Origin of the sequence: Algoriphagus lacus, from assembly GCF_003583985.1 — a bacterium.
GTDB lineage: Bacteria > Bacteroidota > Bacteroidia > Cytophagales > Cyclobacteriaceae > Algoriphagus > Algoriphagus lacus.
In genome coordinates, this window is sequence record NZ_QXML01000003.1 from 272,467 (window position 1) to 290,790 (window position 18,324).

General features: G+C 44.0%; 13 protein-coding genes and 1 tRNA gene. 3 read left to right on the forward strand and 11 right to left on the reverse strand.

From position 1 onward, the window contains the following. Positions 1 to 12 precede the first annotated feature (12 nt). Together D0X99_RS08285 and D0X99_RS08290 are read right to left on the reverse strand one after the other, a co-directional pair. Positions 13 to 2,406, reverse strand: coding sequence for an outer membrane beta-barrel family protein (locus tag D0X99_RS08285; RefSeq protein WP_119477208.1), 2,394 nt, complete (start codon positions 2,404 to 2,406; stop codon positions 13 to 15). A gap of 150 nt (positions 2,407 to 2,556) precedes the next feature. Then, positions 2,557 to 3,513: a calcium/sodium antiporter gene (locus D0X99_RS08290; protein WP_119477209.1), complete on the reverse strand. Its 957-nt coding sequence runs from the start codon at positions 3,511 to 3,513 to the stop codon at positions 2,557 to 2,559. A gap of 148 nt (positions 3,514 to 3,661) precedes the next feature. Here D0X99_RS08290 and D0X99_RS08295 point away from each other — a divergent pair, with 148 nt between their 5' ends. Then, positions 3,662 to 4,234, forward strand: a complete 573-nt coding sequence (locus D0X99_RS08295; RefSeq protein ID WP_119477210.1) for a DsrE family protein — start codon at positions 3,662 to 3,664, stop codon at positions 4,232 to 4,234. Between the two features lie 62 nt (positions 4,235 to 4,296). Here the strand turns inward: D0X99_RS08295 and D0X99_RS08300 are convergent, their stop codons facing one another. From D0X99_RS08300 to D0X99_RS08315, 4 genes are all read right to left on the reverse strand, one after another. After that, a complete protein-coding gene (locus D0X99_RS08300; protein WP_119477211.1) occupies positions 4,297 to 4,875 on the reverse strand; it encodes an NADPH-dependent F420 reductase in 579 nt (192 codons plus the stop codon). Positions 4,876 to 5,243: 368 nt separating this feature from the next. Next, the gene (locus D0X99_RS08305) at positions 5,244 to 8,168 is read right to left on the reverse strand and encodes a S9 family peptidase (protein ID WP_119477212.1); all 2,925 of its coding nucleotides are present in this window, start codon (positions 8,166 to 8,168) and stop codon (positions 5,244 to 5,246) included. A gap of 190 nt (positions 8,169 to 8,358) precedes the next feature. Then, complete coding sequence (locus D0X99_RS08310) at positions 8,359 to 10,065, reverse strand: amidohydrolase (RefSeq protein WP_119477213.1); 1,707 nt, start codon at positions 10,063 to 10,065, stop codon at positions 8,359 to 8,361. 199 nt (positions 10,066 to 10,264) lie between these two features. Continuing rightward, complete coding sequence (locus D0X99_RS08315) at positions 10,265 to 12,349, reverse strand: FG-GAP-like repeat-containing protein (RefSeq protein ID WP_119477214.1); 2,085 nt, start codon at positions 12,347 to 12,349, stop codon at positions 10,265 to 10,267. A gap of 91 nt (positions 12,350 to 12,440) precedes the next feature. Here D0X99_RS08315 and D0X99_RS08320 point away from each other — a divergent pair, with 91 nt between their 5' ends. Continuing rightward, positions 12,441 to 13,736: a UDP-N-acetylmuramoyl-tripeptide--D-alanyl-D-alanine ligase gene (locus D0X99_RS08320; RefSeq protein ID WP_119477338.1), complete on the forward strand. Its 1,296-nt coding sequence runs from the start codon at positions 12,441 to 12,443 to the stop codon at positions 13,734 to 13,736. Positions 13,737 to 13,798: 62 nt separating this feature from the next. Further along, the gene (locus D0X99_RS08325; protein WP_119477215.1) at positions 13,799 to 14,476 is read left to right on the forward strand and encodes a DUF2461 domain-containing protein; all 678 of its coding nucleotides are present in this window, start codon (positions 13,799 to 13,801) and stop codon (positions 14,474 to 14,476) included. A gap of 13 nt (positions 14,477 to 14,489) precedes the next feature. On the opposite strand, the gene D0X99_RS08330 is transcribed toward D0X99_RS08325, so the two are convergent. From D0X99_RS08330 to D0X99_RS08350, 5 genes are all read right to left on the reverse strand, one after another. Further along, positions 14,490 to 15,314: a Cof-type HAD-IIB family hydrolase gene (locus D0X99_RS08330; RefSeq protein WP_119477216.1), complete on the reverse strand. Its 825-nt coding sequence runs from the start codon at positions 15,312 to 15,314 to the stop codon at positions 14,490 to 14,492. Between the two features lie 15 nt (positions 15,315 to 15,329). Continuing rightward, positions 15,330 to 15,749: a hypothetical protein gene (locus tag D0X99_RS08335; protein WP_119477217.1), complete on the reverse strand. Its 420-nt coding sequence runs from the start codon at positions 15,747 to 15,749 to the stop codon at positions 15,330 to 15,332. Between the two features lie 206 nt (positions 15,750 to 15,955). Continuing rightward, positions 15,956 to 17,473, reverse strand: coding sequence for a PKD domain-containing protein (locus tag D0X99_RS08340; RefSeq protein WP_158587691.1), 1,518 nt, complete (start codon positions 17,471 to 17,473; stop codon positions 15,956 to 15,958). Positions 17,474 to 18,077: 604 nt separating this feature from the next. Then, a complete protein-coding gene (locus D0X99_RS20755) occupies positions 18,078 to 18,176 on the reverse strand; it encodes a GIY-YIG nuclease family protein (protein ID WP_119477219.1) in 99 nt (32 codons plus the stop codon). 54 nt (positions 18,177 to 18,230) lie between these two features. Beyond that, positions 18,231 to 18,304, reverse strand: a tRNA-Ala gene (locus tag D0X99_RS08350). Positions 18,305 to 18,324 lie beyond the last annotated feature (20 nt).

Below are 18,324 nucleotides of genomic sequence, written 5' to 3' on the forward strand. Positions count from 1 at the left end.
TTGAAAGTTGAATTATTGCTTGATTCTGTAAGCGAAGGTCAGATTCGTTTGTCTTCGGATCATTTGGGTTTCCCCTTCGGTGAAGAAGTTGGCTCCCTCGGTGATGTAGCGGTTTATTCTCGAATTGAATACGTCTGTCACATTGAGTACCAAGGTTCCACGGTCTTGAAGTATCCGCTTGCTGGCAGAAAGGTCAACGAAGAAAATCCCTTTTCTTACGCCCTGCGCAGTTTTTTGGCGGGCTTCATAATTGGCTCGGACTTGAATGTCCCAGCCTTCTCCGAAAGTAAACCGGGAAGTTTGCCGGAACAACCAAGAGTAGGTAGTTCTTAATTCCGTTTGGCCGATGTTGCTTGCATCAATTCGGGCATGGAAGAAGTTAGCATTGAAGTCCAGCTTCCACCAATCCTTTACACGATAGTCTCCGCTGAATTCCACACCGTAGGATTTTTCGCCGGTAAGGTTGTAGGGAGCCGTCACCGAAAATCCATCCTCATTGACTTGTCGGATTCGCTCGATTTTATCCACCGTGTTTCTGAAATAGACGGTTGAAAAGAGGGTTGCCTTTTCAAAGTATTTAATGTGTCCAATCTCAAATGCATCAGTGTACTCAGGATTCAAATCCGGGTTTCCGGAGAAGAAGTTTCGTTGATCGGAAAAAGTCACATAAGGGCTGAGGTCATTGTAAACTGGTCTCCTGACTCTTCTGCTGTAACTCAGTTGAAAGGCGTTTTCCTCGGTTACGTTGTAGGTCAAATGAGCGCTCGGGAAGAGATTGGTGTACTTTCTCGGGTTTTGTTCATTGGTTTCCACCAAAATGGTATTTACGTCGGTGTGTTCTGCCCTGAGTCCGGCTTGGTAACTCCATTTTCCGGATTCATTTCCCACGATTCCGTAGGCTGCAAGGATGTTTTCGTCATAGAGGAAGATATTGTCCAATCCAGGAATGGTTTCAAATTCTCCGGATTCATTTTCCTCCTGAACGAGGTAGTCATTTTTCATTTCCCGGAAACTGGTTCTCAGGCCGGTTTCTATTTTCCCTTTTGTGGCAAATGGCTTAACATAGTCCATTTGAAGGAGATACTGGTTTTCGTATTCGTCATTTAGGGAAGTTTGCACGACATCTTCAGAGGGGATTGCGTCGCCCCCGGGAGTGAAGGAATACTGGGTATACAGCTGGTCTGATCGTTCCCAATAATTCAGGTAAGTGAAGGAAGCAGTGAGCTCATGGCCTTTTTGGGCAAAGGTCCGCTTGTAGTTGACGATTGCTTCTTTGTTGGGTTCGTCCTCGGTTTCGTCCTGCCGACGAAGGGTATATCCAAGGTAATTATCAAAGGTATTCAGGTAATCCTCATACCGGATATCCATAATCCGGTGAGCATCACTTCTCCTCCAGAGGTAGGATAAGGTCAGGATACTGTTTTCGTTGAAATAGTAGTCCAATCCTCCGCGCAAGTTATTGTTGAGCGTTCGGAGGTCAATGGAATTGTTTTGAAGCAGGAGGGAAGTGCTGCCGTCCTCATTGTACACTTCCTGGTAAAGTTCGCTGACTCCTGGTTGCTGTCGGGTAGCTAATCCGTAATTAACAAACCAGTTTATCCGCTTATGACGGTAGTTAAGATTGGTAGTAAATCCAAGATTAAGTGGATAACCTGTAATGACTTCAAAGGAACCGTTAAAGCCCTGCTTACTGTCTTTTTTCAGGATGATATTGATCACTCCAGCCATTCCCTCAGCCTCATATCGTGCAGAAGGATTGGTGATGACTTCCACTCGCTCCACCATGTTGGCGGGAAGTTGCCGGAGACCACTGCTGCCCTTGAAACTGACTAGACCCGAAGGTTTACCGTCGATCAGAATCCGGACATTGGAGGAGCCTCGTAGCCGAACATTTCCCTCTGGATCTACTGCTACAGATGGCAGGTTCATCAGGATGTCTGAGGCATTTCCGCCTGCATTGGCGAGGTCTTTTCCTACATTGAAAATCCGCTTGTCGAGTGAAAGTTCCATGATCGTCTTTTCTCCCTGAACGACCACTTCATTCAAATCAGAAGCAGTGACTGAAAGTCCGATTTCCCCAAGATCCAGATTTTGGTTTTCGCGCGAAACCGTAAAAATGTTCGTTTTTTGAGTCTCATATCCCATAAATTCAATGAGGGCGTAAAATTTCCCGAACGGAAGATCTACCGTATATTTTCCCTCCTCATCGGAAATCCCCCCGCCAATCAAGCTGTCTTTTTCTGAATAAACCCCAATAGTGGCAAAGGGGAGTGGCTCAGCGTTGGATTTGTCTAAAATGACTCCTCGGATCTTTCCCCGATTTTGCTGAGCAAAAGTGGATACAGAGTTCAGAGTCAAAAAAACGAACAGAAGAATTACTTGGTTTTTCTGGAAAAAGGAATTCATAGGTTTGGGTTTCAGGGTTAATTCAAAATAGATTCAAATTAACTCCCTGAAATTTAGAATGAAACCCGGTTTGAACTAGCCTGAATTTTACAAATGGCAAAAAAAAAGGTTTCTCGTGAGGAAACCTTTGAATAAAATTGAGCCAAGAACTTAGAGTTCGAGGCTGACCAAATACCCTGTGTAAGCGAGATAGATGGCAAGTAAAATTGCAGCTTCCCATCTGTCCAAGCGATGTCTTCTTCCGGTAAACATGGCAAAAAACAGGTAGATGGATCCTCCAATAAGGAAATAAATATCGGCATTGAATGCAGGATTGAAATTCATAGGACGTATCACCACACTTACACCCAGAATAAAGAAGATATTAAAAATATTGGAGCCTACTATATTTCCTATGGCGATGTCCGCATTCTTTTTTGTTGCGGCAACGACAGAAGTTGCGAGTTCTGGAAGGGAGGTCCCCGCAGCTACAATGGTCAGTCCGATAATTTTTTCGCTGACACCAAGTGATTCTGCCATGGATACGGCATTATCCACTACGAGCTTTCCTCCTCCTACCAAAAAGGCCAAGCCTCCAATAATCAACATCCATATTTTGAGATTTGAATAATCCTTGTTTGGAATGACTTCAGTTTGAGGCTCATTTTTGAGTTGGGTAGCTACATAGTAAAGAAAAGCTGCAAACAAGACTAAAAGGATGATCCCGTCATAACTGGAAACGAATGGCTGTGAGGAAAGGAAGTAATTGTTGGCAAGAAAGAAAAAGACGATTGCAGCCAGAAGTGAGAAGGGAATTTCTTTCCAGACGGTACTGGATTGGACTGCCAAAGGAGTGATCAAACCTGCAATACCGAGGATCGCGAATAGGTTGAAGTTGTTTGATCCAATGACATTTCCAAAAACGATATCTGGGAAATTACCTGAAGCCGCAACGACGTTGACCACCAATTCAGGAGCAGACGTGCCAAATGCAACAATGGTCAAACCGATCGCTAGATCTGAAACATTGTATTTTTTGGCCAATACCGAAGCACCGTCCACGAGCCAGTCGGCCCCTTTTACTAATAATACCAGTCCTAGGGAGAGAAGTAAGAGATGAATCAGCATTAGTATCTTTCGTTGGGTTTTGTAATGGGTTTTAAAAGATTGATTTTCCGTTTCTTTGCCTAAACAAGCTGAGAATTCCGATGCATTTTCTTCGGTACTTTGCCTGATTTTTTTTCTATCTTCCTAAACGTTAAATCCCATATAGGTTATGAAAAAAATGACTTTTATTCTCGTTTTCGCATTTTTTTCCCTTCCAGCTATTGGACAAGGAGTTCCCGAATACCTCAAAGGGAAAATTTCTTATCCTCAGTTTGATTTCAGTACCTGGGTTGGAGTCATTACGACTGATGCAGAAGTACTAACTTTTGACCCAAGCTTGGACTACAAGGTGGCTGTGGATGTGTATGGAAATCAAAAAGACTCCACCAAGATTCATGGATCTCTGGAGGAGGCCGCCCGCACTTACAACCTTCATTTGGCGAACGGGGTACCAAAAGAAAAGCTAAAAGTGGCAGTTGTTATCCATGGAATGGCAGTCAATGCAATTCTAACAGATGAGGCCTACAAGGAAAAGTTCAAGGTTTCAAATCCGAATTTAGTTGCCTTGGAGGCTTTCAGCAAAGCTGGGATTGACCTGATTGTCTGCGGTCAAAACTTGGGATATTTAAACTATACAAGAGAGCAGATTTCTCCTCTGGTTAAAGTAGCATATTCTGCAAAAACTGCATTGGTTACCCTTGACCAAAAAGGGTACAGCTTTTTGGATGTTGGGTTGAAATAGGAACAAAAAAATACGGCTCATTCAAAGCCGTATTTTTTTGTCTTTTATGAAAAACCGAAACTTCAAAACTGCAAAGACATGGGTTCAATTACCCTTGCTTTGGCTGCATTTCCGGAATCCTTGGCAGAAAAACCAAAAAGAGCCAGAATTTCGGCAGCTTCAGCTTTTGCGCTTTCTTCGTTTCCACAAATGTAGGTTACGGGTCTCGATTTCATTTTTGGATTAACCATTGAAGTACTTTTTATGCAGCTGAATGCTTTAACAAAGTGAGCCTCAGGTGCAACTTCCTGGAGTTTTTCCATTAGGGATTCTTCCGGTCCGGTGAAAAATTCCAAGGTACCGTTCTTGGGTTGGGTATCAGAAATCGGATTGGTGGTATCCAATACTGTCTTTCCACTAATGCTTCCTTTTACCTGCTCAGCTATGGAAATAGCTGCTGTTCCTTTCACTGCAAAGACAATTAAATCACCAAAATCGGCAGCTCTCTGAAAACTCCCCACTTTTCCGTTGACTCCGGATTGCCAGTTGGAAAGTTTATTGGGATGGTCAGTTCCCAGCATTACTGAGTAACCGTGCTTTTCAAAACCCTCTGCCAAAGCTCTTCCCATGGCTCCTGAGCCTAATACGCCAATTTTTTTCATATGATTATAATTTGATTTTTAGAGGCCATATGAAATCTCACATGGTTGCCAGTCATCCCTTCGGGAGTGAATAGCATTTTGCTCGATTTCATATTTCGATGATATGCAAAATGAACTCAATTGTCCTATAACACTCCACAGGTTCATAAAGGACATATTTTTTTTCGAAATGGTTCCTAAATCCTAATTTTATTTTATATGAGTATTATCAGAAAAAATTTTATTTCGATAAGTGCTTGACCCGATTTAGGTTGGGTTCCAGATTGGCATTATTTAAAACGAAAAGAGCCCGGGAATTTCCCAGACTCTTTGTCAATTTTTCGGTTTCCAAAACTTCAAGTTGTGGAGGTAATTCCAAGTTTTCAGCTTTAGAAGGCCCGTTCATCCAAATGATCTCCGAGTTGAAGTCTAGGCACTCCTTTGGTCATCCAGTCTGGTGCAGGTACACCTTTCAGATGGTGATCGAAAAACTCCATCATCCGTACGCTGTAGTCTTTTCGGTTTTCTATTTTACCCAAGCCGTGATTTTCACCCAAGTATTGGATCATGATCACCGGTTTTTTCAGTCTTCTAAGGGCATTGTAATATTCGACTCCTTGGGTGAAATCCACTGCACCGTCCTTGTCATTGTGCAACATGAGTAGGGGAGTCTGAACGTTTTTCACATGATAGATCGGGCTGTTTCGCTCGTAAGCATCCCAGTTGTCCCAAGGTCCTCCCAAGAATCTTCCCTGTGAAGCTTCGAAAATGGACATGTTGCCGCTTCCGGTATTCCAATAGATCAAATCATACATGGAGATCATGTTGGTCAGTGGGGCACCTGCTGCCGCAGCCTTGAATCGGTTGGTTTGGGTTATTAGGAAGGAAGTTTGATAGCCACCCCAGCTGTGTCCGTGAAGTCCCATTTTAGTTTCGTCGATGACGCCGGTTTTCAGGGCAGCATCCACTGCCGGAAGGACTGCCCAAACTGCTGACATCCCTGGATCGTCCATTTTGTACACGATATCCGGAATCAGGACTGCGTACCCATTGCTGGTGTAAAGGGTAGGATTCCATCCCGTACCGCTGTAGCCGGGATTGGCCCAGTTGTGTAAAGTCTGGGAAAGCTTCTCATAGTAGTAGACCACAGTTGGGTATTTTTGACCCTCTACAAAGTTTGCCGGAAGGAAAAGTGCAGCCTGAAGGGAATCGCCTTTGGTGGTCACATAATCGATCAGTTTTACACCGGAAGACCAGGCGAATTTGCCCGCATCCGGTGCATTTTCAGTGACTTGCTTGGCATTGCCCAAAGTGGCATCACCCAAGAAAACTTGGGTTGGTTGGTTAGATTTTTCCTTGGTAAAGGTGTAAACCGCAGCTTTTTTCGCCTTGGTCAAGCCCTGAATATTGGCATCTTCCCAAAGCAAGACCTTCGCTCCGGCGGTTAAACCCGTTTTGGCAGGTGCCAAAGTTGCGATTCCGCTTTTCTTGGAAAGCTCCCCATAGGTTCTAATGTAAACGGGCTTAGTCAAGTCGATTCCTTTTTCTTCCGGATCGAGGTTGAATCGATATTGGTATCGGATTTTTTGAGTCTTGCCGTTTTGGGTGAGGTTGATCGGAGTTTCTTTAGCTGACATGGGGATCTGCCAGATGTCCCAACCGTCACGCACAAGTACATAGCGGCTGTCGCTGCTCCAACCCAGCGGATTGTAGAGGGGCTTGGTCACGTTGTGGTCGTCTTCCACATCCACCACGCTGACGGGTAGCTTTTCGGAGATGTTGGTGTGCGTTTTTGCTGTGAGGTCATAGACGTAGAAATGTCCGTCTTTGCCGTAGAGAAGCTTTTTCCCATCCGTGGAAGGGCGAGGCATGGAAGCAAAGGAAGGCTGGTAAAACTTCTCAAAAAGCGGAGTTCTTGCACCGGTCTTCAGGTCAACGATAAAGTAATCCCGATACATCTGACCGTTCAGGTTGATGTCCAGTTCATAGGCTTGTTGATCGGAACCTAGGGCGAATTGTTCCTTTGGTAAAATGCTCAGATCCCGCATGCTACTGTCCTGAAGTGCGATGTGCTTTTTGGAAGCGACATCATACATGGCCCAGAAACTGTAATTTTTGTCCATGCTTTCCAACACTTGCTGACGGGATTGGAGACGGTCATCCTGCCAATGCCAAATGGTCATTTCAGGCTTTTTGGCATCATTGGATTTTTTACCACTCACCTTTCCGGTGTCCAGTTTAGCGATGGCTTTTTGCAGATCTGCAATGGACTTTATGGTTGTATCAGCCATGATTTTGGCGATTTTCACCGATTCAGCAGCTGCGAGTGAATCTTTGTTCAACTCCTTTTTTGGGGTTTCCTTTTCAGTTAAAACCAATGGATGAATTCCATAGAACAGACGAGTCAAATCCTCCGACCACATCGGGCGGCGATTTGGACTGATCGTGTATTTCTGGTCAAAGCCAATAGAGTCTTTTGCAGGTTCGTAGAGCGTTACCTGAGGGTTTGAGATGTTTTTCACACCCAAAACAGTCCCTTTTTCCTGCTTGTATTTTTTGTCTTTTTTGAGTTTAAGGGCAGCAAAGGCATCACCCTTCTCGGTCCAGTTGATGCTCTGATAGCCAGCTTCATCAGAATCCAGAACTTGGATGGAATTATTGGATAGGGTGAGAAGGTAAAGACCGTTTCCTTGGGAATTGGCCGCATCAACTGAGTAGGCAAGGTGAGTTCCGGCTTTGTTTAACGCATGTTCTCGGACGTTACCCAGGTTTTGGGATTTGCCAGAAGCGAGGTGGTAGATTAGGAGATCAGCGCCTTTGGCCTCTCCATTACCTTCCTTGGGCAGGTTGATGATCAAGTGAGTTGCTGCTTCACCATTGAATGAAAATCCCCCGACTCCTTCAAAGGTCTTTTTGTCGGCTGTTCCCAATTTGATCAGGTGGAGCTTTTCCTTCAGGGGTTTGCCTTTGGCCTTTTCGTTGGCCTGCTTTTCGGTAAACTTTGGATATTCCTTAAAGGCGATCCACTGACTGTTTTCGCTGAATTCGAAACTGGCGAAGTTTGCGTTGCCGATGGGGAAAGATTTTTTGCTGGCTGAATCGGCGACTTTTTGGAGAATCAATTCTCCATCGACCTCAATGCCAGTGAGGACATAAGCCATCCACTGGCCGTCAGGAGAAAGTTTAAACCCACTATTAGGCATGGATTTCCAAGTAGCGACATCCTTCCAGGACATGGGTTTAGGCGAATCTTGGGCAAATGCCAGCTGGCAAGTAAGGGCAAAAAGCCAAAGAATAAGTAGGTGTTTTCTCATAGGTAAAGTTTATTGGGGTGGGAAAATAGGGGATTTTTTGGAGGTTAGGCTGGAAAAGTATTTCATTGGAAAAAATTTAATACTCAATTGCCGTATTCCCCAGTAGGTGTATTGCCTTTGGTTTTTAACAAAAAACCTGCTTCCGGAAAAGCAGGTTTTTTTATAATCTTAAAATTTGTCTTTAAGATTTTCAAGGCTTCTTGTAAACCACTTTTCCTCCCACGACAGTCATCTGAACTTTGGCCTGAAGAATCTCATCTTCAGGGACTTCCATAATGTTTTTGTCGAAAACGGTGAAATCAGCAGCTTTTCCTACCTGGATTGATCCTTTGAAATTTTCTTCAAACTCCGCATAGGCGCCGTCCAAGGTGTAGGACTTCAAGGCCTGTTCCCTGGTCATTTTTTGATCGCCTTCGTAGCCTCCCTCCGGAAGTCCTTGAAGGGTCTTGCGTGTTACCGAGGCATAGAAAGAAGGAATCGGATCTACGGGTTCGACAGGCGCATCGGTTCCGTTTGCGATGCGAGCACCGGTTTGGAAAAGCTTTTGCCACACATAAGCACCATCAATAATCCGCTTTTCCCCCAAGCGATCAATAGCCCAAGGTCTGTCCGAACTCAGGTGTATCGCCTGCATGGCGGCAATTACCCCCAACTGACCAAATCTCGGAATATCATCCGGATGCAAATGCTGGGCATGCTCGATGCGGAAACGGTGGTCTTTGGCTTCCGGGTTTTTGGCTAAAGCCGCCTCAAATCGATCCAAAATCTCCTGGTTGGCACGGTCGCCGATGGCATGCGCACAGACCTGAAAACCCAATGGAAGAGCTTTTTCAGAAACTTCTGTCACGACTGACATCGGCAGCGTCTCATGGCCCCGATGGCCTGGCTTGTCGGAATAGTCCTCGAGCAACCAAGCTCCCCATGGACCCAAAGCGCCATCACAATTCAACTTGATGGAGCGGACCGTCACAAAGTGGTCCGGATCGACCATGGGGCCTTTTTTGTACCATTGCTCGAGAAGCTCAGGCTGTCTTCCGGACAACATGATGTACATCCTTGAGGTGAGCTTGCCTTCGTTTTTGAACTTTTGCACAAGATCAATCACTTCCTGTCCTGAACCCGCATCATGGAACGAGGTGATTCCTTTTTCTGCCAATTCCTGGAGCGCCAAAGTCAAAGCCTCTTCTGCTCTTTCGGGCGTTTCTTCAGGGATCAGTTTGCTGACCAAAGCTGAAGCGCGCTCGACCAGTACACCGGTTGGATTGCCAAGTTCATCGCGAAGAACTTCACCACCCTCAACTTCCTGAGTAGGTTTTTCGCTGCGCAAAGGAGTGATTCCTGCGAGTTCCATGGCTTTTTTGTTGACAAAAGAAGCATGGCCGGAAGCATGGGCTAGGTATACCGGATTGTTTGGCGTCACAGCACTGAGTGCATCGTGGGTTTGGAAGCCTTGGACTGTTTTTTCGGGCATTTGGAGCCATTTATCCTGATGCCAACCCCGACCGGTAATCCATTCACCTGGCTTGGCGGTGGCGGCGGCGTCTGCTACCTTTTGGATGAGTTCATCGTAGGTTTTCACACCCATCAGGTCGATCTCGAGCTTGTTGTAACCGATGCCCATCAGGTGCGCATGGGATTCAATAAAGCCAGGAGTTAGGGTTTTTCCCTGTAGGTCGATCACTTCGGTGGACTCCCCCACATAGGCTTGGATATCTTCCGTTGATCCAACAGCCAGGATCAAACCGTCCTTAACCGCAACGGCTTGTGCCTTGGGATTGGCTTCGTCCACGGTGTAGATGATGCCATTTATGTAGACTGAGTCGGCGGGATTTTCAGGGCCTGATTTACATGCCCAGCCAAAAAGCGCTAAGAAAATGAGTAAGTAGATATTCTTCATGGATTTATAATTCTGAACCGAAGCTAGATGTTTTGAGGAATAGGGACAAACGGGATTTTTTGAAAGGTAGAATAGGGGATTGAGAAATCTGAAAAACTCAACAGATATGTTTACTGAGTTAAAAAGTTTTCTGAGATGGGTGAAAAAATTAGCTAGAGTCTGCGATTTTTTCTCAGAGGTTATAGGTGGGAAAATTGGGTTATCGCACCAATATTTTCTTTACCAGCACTTTTCGATCCTCCGTTTCCAGATGTAAATAGTAAAGTCCCGGCTGAAGTGTTTGGGCTTGGATCTCGATTTCCCGGTTAGCGGGAATGGTAATTTCATCCAAAAGGATCTGCCCCATGGAAGTAATCAATCGGGCTTGGGCAGCAGTATTGGAAATGACTTTGAATGGACCTGAGGTCGGATTGGGATAGATTTTCACCAAAAGTTCACCGTCATTGGGTGTGTCGGTTTTGACTGAACTCAAATAGGTGATTCCCCCTCCTCTGCTTCCCAATATCAAATCCACGTTTTCATCGAACCCCGGATTGACTATCGAGATCCAGGTATTTCTTCCCAGTCGGAAAGGCAGATTTTGTTCTCCGATTTTAACCAAGACCTCTTCCCGAACTTCCGAATTCATCATGTCTTTGATGAGGAAAATTCTTCCCCTTTGATCCACGGTATACAGATCCGGCATTTCCTGAATACGCACTGCCGCGCTCAAGTTTCGGTTTGCGGGATTGTCTTGGTATCCCAGGAAATTAGCGGTTTTCAAGCTGGCAATCCGAGCCTCCAAATCTACCTCATACAGTGTCAAGCTTCCATTTAAAGCAGCGACAAGCAGGTGATCTTTTCCCTGATAGGAGAAAAATGTCAACTGATCGCCCACCCGAAGTGTCAACCCAGAGAGCGAGAAATCTGTCCAATTTGATCCTTGGCCACGAAGCAAAACTTGAGCAGGAATGCCATTGGTAGTCCGGATTCCGGAGGTAAGAAGATAGGATTGATTTTTGACACTGCTATATTCGATCAATTGGAGTTCCAATAGTTTTAGGGAGGAAAGCCCAAGGTAATCCGAGTTTAAAAGCTCAAGCTGATTTCCAGAGTAGCCCAGTCGGTAAGTCTGACCTTGGACGGCTTCTCCATTTTTTACATTGGCTGTCAGCCAGAGTTCCCCGGAAAAGACATTTCCCTTGAAATAGGGTCGGACATTTTCCCCCAGATCCAAGAGTTGATTTTGTAGGAAGTTGGACTCTACAATTCCCGAGTTATTCAGTTTGACAATGGACTTGGCAAAGTCGATCCCATAGCTGGCGGAAGTTTCATTGGTGTTTAGGCTTACGACTAATTGGTCATCAATCAATTGGCCTACATGATAGCGTTGGAAGTCGGGAAGATTTCCGTAGCCAGGTAACTGGTTGGAAACCGAAGTGAATTTGGGTTGGGTAGAAGTGCCGGAATTGGGAAGGTAATAAAGTGTGCTGCATTCATCCCTTCCTAAAACCAAATCCGGAATCCCGTCGCCGGAGAAATCCCTGTACAAAATACTATGTCCGCCGGCGTGCTGGATTCGATTGTTATCATCGGAATTGATACGAAAATCAATCGGCCTGCCATCGCATCGCTCTCCAAACGACAACTCATTGCAACCGCAAAAGACAAAATTTCCCCAAAAATCTACCGGGAAAGCAAATCCATCGATATCAGGATTCCCTTTTCGCTCCACCGAAGTGTTTTTGAAATATTCCAGAAAATCACCTTGGGCAAAGTTGAAAATCACCAAATCCAAATCCCCATCCTGATCGAGATCCTGCAACAGGGGAGTATCCAAGTTATTGACCGGAATGTTGCCGGAACCATCCAATCGCAGGAAATTCTGGGCAACAGACCACGAAATTTGGGAGCCTTGGGATGTGTTTCGATAAGCTTTGATCCCAAGAGCGGTAGAGGTAAACAGGTCCTTCTTTCCATCCCGGTCAAAGTCAGCCAAAACTAAAAAACCGCTGATGTCCGATGGAAAAAAGTAGGGGAGTTCGTGTCTAATGGTGAAATTTTCCCCGTTTTTCTCAAAAACCTGAAGCTGGCGGGAATTGATATCCCATACCACCCATTCTTCTTTTCCGTCTCCGGTAAGGTCCATCGTTTGGATTTGGGCAGAATTGATTCCCTGAGAAAATCCATTGGAAACTGATTGTCCGTTCACTTTGATGGTTTTGCTTTGGTCTATTTCAAAAACCGTTTGGGCGCAAACCGGAGAAGCAATCGTCAGAAAAATCAGCACAAGGATTTTTTGCATGGCAAAGGGGAAATCAGGCTCCAAAATAAAACGAATCGGGCTCCGCAAAGATGTACCGAATGCGTTATTTTGTGGCAAATTTTCCGGAAAAATGAACCTCGATATCCTTTACCAACTCTTTCTGAAAAGTACAGGCGTTAGTACTGACACCCGAAAAATCGATCCAGGCAACCTCTTTTTTGCACTGAAAGGCCCGAATTTCAATGCGAATGAGTTTGCTTCCAAAGCCTTGGAAATGGGCGCTTCGGCGGTGGTGATTGATGAAGCGAAGTATTTTGTAGAGGATGACGAGCGCTATTTTATCTGTGAGGATGTGCTCATGACGCTTCAAAACCTTGCTACTTACCACCGCAGAAAATTCAACATTCCGGTGATCGGTTTGACTGGTTCAAATGGAAAAACCACTTCCAAAGAGCTTTTGCATGCCGTTTTGAAGCAAAAATTTAATACCCTAGCGACTAATGGGAATCTCAATAACCACATAGGGGTGCCTTTGACCTTGCTTCGCCTCAAGCCAGAACACGAAATCGCGATCATCGAAATGGGTGCCAACAAGCAGGGCGATATCAAGGAACTTTGCGACATCGCCGAACCTACCCATGGTTTTATCACCAATATTGGGAAGGCTCACCTCGAGGGGATGGGCGGGCCTGAGGGAGTGCTAAAGACCAAAACAGAATTGTATCAGCACCTTCGTGCAAACCAGGGGACAGTCTTCATCAATACCCAAGATCCGATCCTGTCCAACATGATCAAGCGCTTTGAAAATCCGGTGCTTTACCCAGCCAAAGGGGATTTTTGCGAGGTGCAGTTTTTGGGAGCAGACCCGTTCGTGAAGTTTTCAGTGGAGGGTGTGGCAGGCGAACATCTGACCTCCTTGATTGGTGCTTACAATTTTGGAAACATTGCCAATGCGCTAACTATCGGGAAGTTTTTTGGAGTTCCAATGGAAAAAGCGGTGGAGGGTATTGTTAACTACAAACCTGAAAATATGCGTTCCCAGCTCATCGAGAAGCGGAGCAATCTAATCATTCTTGATGCTTACAATGCCAACCCATCCAGCATGGAGGTGGCTATCCGTACTTTCGGACAGATGACAGGAAAGAAGTATAAAATGATCATTCTCGGAGACATGTTTGAGTTAGGCGAGCATTCCGAAGCGGAGCACCGTAGGTTGGGAGAAATTGTCAGTGAATATCCGATTGATAAAGTTTGTTTTACCGGGAATCTGATTGTATCTGCTTTGGAAAAAGCTCCCAAAGCATTCTATTTTCCTGATCCATTTTCATTTAGAAATTGGCTGGAAGATAGCAAGCTGGAAGATTACCTGATCTTGATCAAAGGTAGCCGTGGCATGAAGCTGGAGACCTTGGTAGATTTTATTTGAACCTAACTTCAAAAAGGAGGTTAGAATTTGGTGTCTTTAACCTTTTGAATCCATCGTTAACTATGCGTCCCTATCTTGAATTCCTCTCCGCACTGGCCAAAAACAACCATAAAGAATGGATGGATGCCAATAAGAAATGGTACCTGGAAACCAAGGAAAGATTTCTGGAGGATGTTGACGTTTTGCTTAAGGAACTGACCGAACTGGAACCCGAACTTTCAGCATTCAAGCCAAAAGATTGTGTGTTTCGTCAAAATCGGGATGTTCGGTTTTCTACCAATAAAGATCCCTACAAAACTAATTTCGGAGTCTACTTTTCTCCTGGAGGAAAAAAATCCCCAGGTCCTGGATACTACCTGCAAATTCAACCAGGAAATTCTTTTTTGGCGGGAGGAATTTGGATGCCAGAAGCAGATACCCTGAAGAAAATCCGAAAGGAAATCGACTACAGTGGAGTCGAACTCCAGCAGATCGAGAATGACCCGGAATTCAAAAAACTTTTCCCTGGGATCGAAGGTGAGAAACTCAAAACCAGCCCAAGAGAATACGGAGCGGATCATCCCTACATCGAGTACCTAAAGCTAAAAAGCTTCACCGTTTCACATCCTATTTCGGAAAAGGCGGTAGAATCCGGAGCGTTTTTGACTTTTGCGATGGATGGATTTCGTCGGATGAAGCCGTTCAATGATTTTCTGCGCCAAGCCATCGAAGAGGTCGAAGATGGGTCAGGTATCCTTTGATAAAAACTTAGGATCAAATCTCGAATTTCAAATCTCGAATTCTCTCAAGTGTTGCTGCCACCCCGTCTTCTTTGTGGTGGAGTGTAATTTCTTTGGCTACAGCCTTTACCTCCGGTCTGGCATTGGCAACCGCTACACCCCATCCCACACGTTGGATCAAGTCTATGTCATTGTAATTGTCTCCAAAGGCGATGACCTCCTCCATACCAAAGTCATATAGATGATCCAAAACCAGTTTTAGAGCAGTGGCTTTTGAGATTTTTCGAGGGGCAATCTCAATATAAGTATCCTTGGACCGATAAAGGTGCAGGTCTTTTGCGTGCTCGAAATGCAACTCCCCGAAAAGCCAGCTGATTTCATTTGAATCACCCATGACCATGACTTTATGTGCTCCCAAATTGTCTTTTTCCCAGAGGTCGAGCACTTCCTCTCCAGACATCCAGGTTGGTTCAACTTTAGTATTTTGAATTTCCCGTTTGGCCCAATAATCTGGTTTAGGTTCATACCAGTTTTCCCCCTGATACAAACTCACGTGGATATCAGTTTTGCGGGTCATGTCCAGGATTTTTGACACCAATTCCAGTGGGATACAAACCGAATCCAGGACATTGCCTTTCCCATCGAGGACAAACCCACCGTTGTAGGCAATAATAGGCTCGGAGGGTTTTCCGAGATCAAAAAGCAAGTGCCGCATGGCATCAGGCATTCTGGAACTCGCCAAAATCAGGGGAAAGTCTTGAGGTAACAGTTGAATTACTGCCTTGAGTCGAGGTGAGAGATCCCGTTCTGAATTGAGTAAAGTGCCGTCGATATCTGTGCAAATTGCTTTGAAGTTCATTAGCAGAGGTCTGGCTTAAAAATCTGTGACGTCAAAGGTATATTCCTGCATGGCGATATTTTCAGGATTGGAGGGGTCAGTTTGGACGAACTGCACGGTGATTTTTTGATAATCAACTGACTTTTCAAAACCACTAAGGTAGATTTCAGCGCATTTTCGAGCCAAAACCTCTGGCTGACGGTCCAAAATTTTCGGATCACCGTTTTCAAGCCGCAAAAAAATGGTGGATTCCACTTCTCCGTTTACGGAAGATTGGCCCAGGTTCACACTCATTCCCTGGAATTCACCCATAGCCCTGATTTCTTCAGAAGGCATGAATCCTTCTCCCATGATGTTTTCCATTCCGCTAAAGGCGATCCTCGCGATGTCCTCCGGTTCACAGGCGCAGGATGTAAGCCAAACAACCAGAGAGAATAAAATCAGAGATTTTTTCATGGGTTTGAATAATTAAGTCTAAGCTAAAGATCGGACTTTTTCATCATTCTGGACAGACGAACTTCAATTTTGCAGAGGAGGAATATAAATGAAGCCGGCGGGTGATTAATTCATTCAAATCGGTGATTAAGAAAAAAAATTGAAAAGGGGAAGTTTACTTCAAGCAGGATTTATACGCTAAATCGGATCTTTCAATAGTATTAAATCTATTTTGCTCCGATCAACTTGAGGGTTTCAATTTTTGCTCCCCATTGAATTTTTAAAATTGAAAGGCCTCTAGGAATAGGACCAAAAAGGGATGCCAAATCAATGATGCCAGAACTATCCAATACAAACTCTCTGGGTTGTGCAAGTTGGGTTGAATTGAACAATTCGAGTGTGACTTTTACTGCCCCTACTTCATCCATATTTTTCAGTAGAATTCTTCCGTCTGTGGAGGGATTTGGAAATGCATGCCATGAGCCCTGGCTTTTCAGCAGGATTTCTTTTTGAACCATTTTGATGGGACTATAATTTGCACTTGACTTGGTTTTTTGGACAATCCGATAGTAAAAAGTATCCTCGTAAGCAGCATAAGATTTGTCAGTAAATGAATAATTAGAAACTGAATTAATGTTCCCAAGGCCTTTTAAAGATCCTATTGAAGTAAAGTTATTTACATCACCGTTGCTTCTCTCGACTTCATAAATACAATCTTCTTGTTCGTTGTTTACTTCCCAATTAATTCGGATTTGGGATTTTTCGGCTGCCACTTCAAAATTTTTCCAGCTAAATCCCAGAATGGAAGCAATGTCTAGGGTGTATTCCACGGTTTGATGGCAGCCGTTGCTATCAGTTACAGTCAGGATATATGTTCCATTACTTAAATTAAAAATATCTTCAGAAGTGCTCGTAAATCCGTTAGGTCCAGTCCAGGAATATGTATAGGGGGGAGTTCCTCCTGTGACGCTTTGCACATAAATGATTCCAGAACTGTCATCAATTTTGGTAGGGAATATGTCAACCTGAATTCCAAAATTTGGGTCTATAAAAATGTCCTTTTGAATAGTTGTAATTGTGGTTCCATCATTTGCTGTTAAGCCTATGGTGTAGGTTCCCGAACCAGGAAAGTTGAACACGGGATTAGGTCCAACTGCAGTTCCTAATCCATCAAAATTCCATTGGAATGTATAGTTAAATGGAGGTGTTCCTCCAATGGTTTGACTTGTAAACTGTATGGTTGTGTTACATATTCCATTGCTGGCAAAATCAAACTTTGGAAACAAGGGCACTGCTGCTGTAAACCCTGATGGGTTTCCATAACACTGCGAGTTTATATTGTTCTTGTTGCTAATTATGCATGTGGTATTTGGTTTTACAGTTCCTGTTTCCCAATACATAAAAATGTCCCTGATTTCGATCAAATCACCCCAGTTCCAATTAAAGTTTCTCACCTTCACCCAGGTATTTTGGACTACTTGGATTCCTGAGAAAAGGCAATCGTATTGATCATCCGAAGTTCTGATTCCATTTCTAAATACATCATAAAACATAAGCATATTGTAGCCATTGGTGGTGGATCCACCAAAATTCACCCAAAGTTCTCCGGTAACAGGTTGACCCAATTCATAATTATCAGTTACGCTGAAAAGTTGACCTGCTTGGTTTCTTAATTGAAAACCAGTTACCGTGAAATTGTTTTGTGGGCATTGTGCAAAAAGTATATAAGAATTTGTAATTGCCATTATAAATAAAGCAATTATAAAAATTCTCCTTTGTTTTACAGTGCTCTCCATTTTTATTGTGGAATATTCCTAAAATAGAAAATTGTAAATGGAGTTAAATCATGTTTAATGTTTTTGTAAAAAAGGCGATTAAATAATGGGTTAAATAAATTGTATTTTTTTATAAATGAATGGAGATTTTATGATTGAGGGAATAGGCGTTTTAGCGAAGTCCTTCTCTGATTTCTAATAAATTTTAGAAATAATTTCCAGAAGGACTGGAATGCCTCAGATGATTTGCAGGATGCTAAAGTCTTGAAACCGTAACTGGGTTTTTAGCCAATTAATGTGTACTTAAAAAAATCGACATTTAGAAAAAGAGGAGGCTCCTCATTTCTGAAAAGCTTAGGTGGAAGATAATGGATTCGAACCGATGATCTTCCCACTAGCTAGCGGGACGCTCTAGGCAATTGGTGGGGTTGAAGAGATAAGCCATTCGATGTATTGGCTGCTTTTTTTTGCGTTTGATTTCGAATTCTCTTTTTAGCTCTGTGGATTTAACAGGAAGTGTTTCAACAAACCTTATTTTCTAATATGGAGCTCCGGATTTAGTGGATGGTGTGGATCAGGAATTATGATGCCTGAGTCGAGCCTCTACCTTGTCTGTGGAACCGACGTAGTATTTGTTGGTCTCTGTAAAAAAAAGGATGTTGACAAAGTACATGGTAGATAGAAAAAATGGTTAAAAAAAAGACAGTCCGAAAACTGTCTTTAAACGTGGAGGATAACGGATTCGAACCGATGACCTCTACACTGCCAGTGTAGCGCTCTAGCCAACTGAGCTAATCCCCCATAACGGAGTGCAAATATAG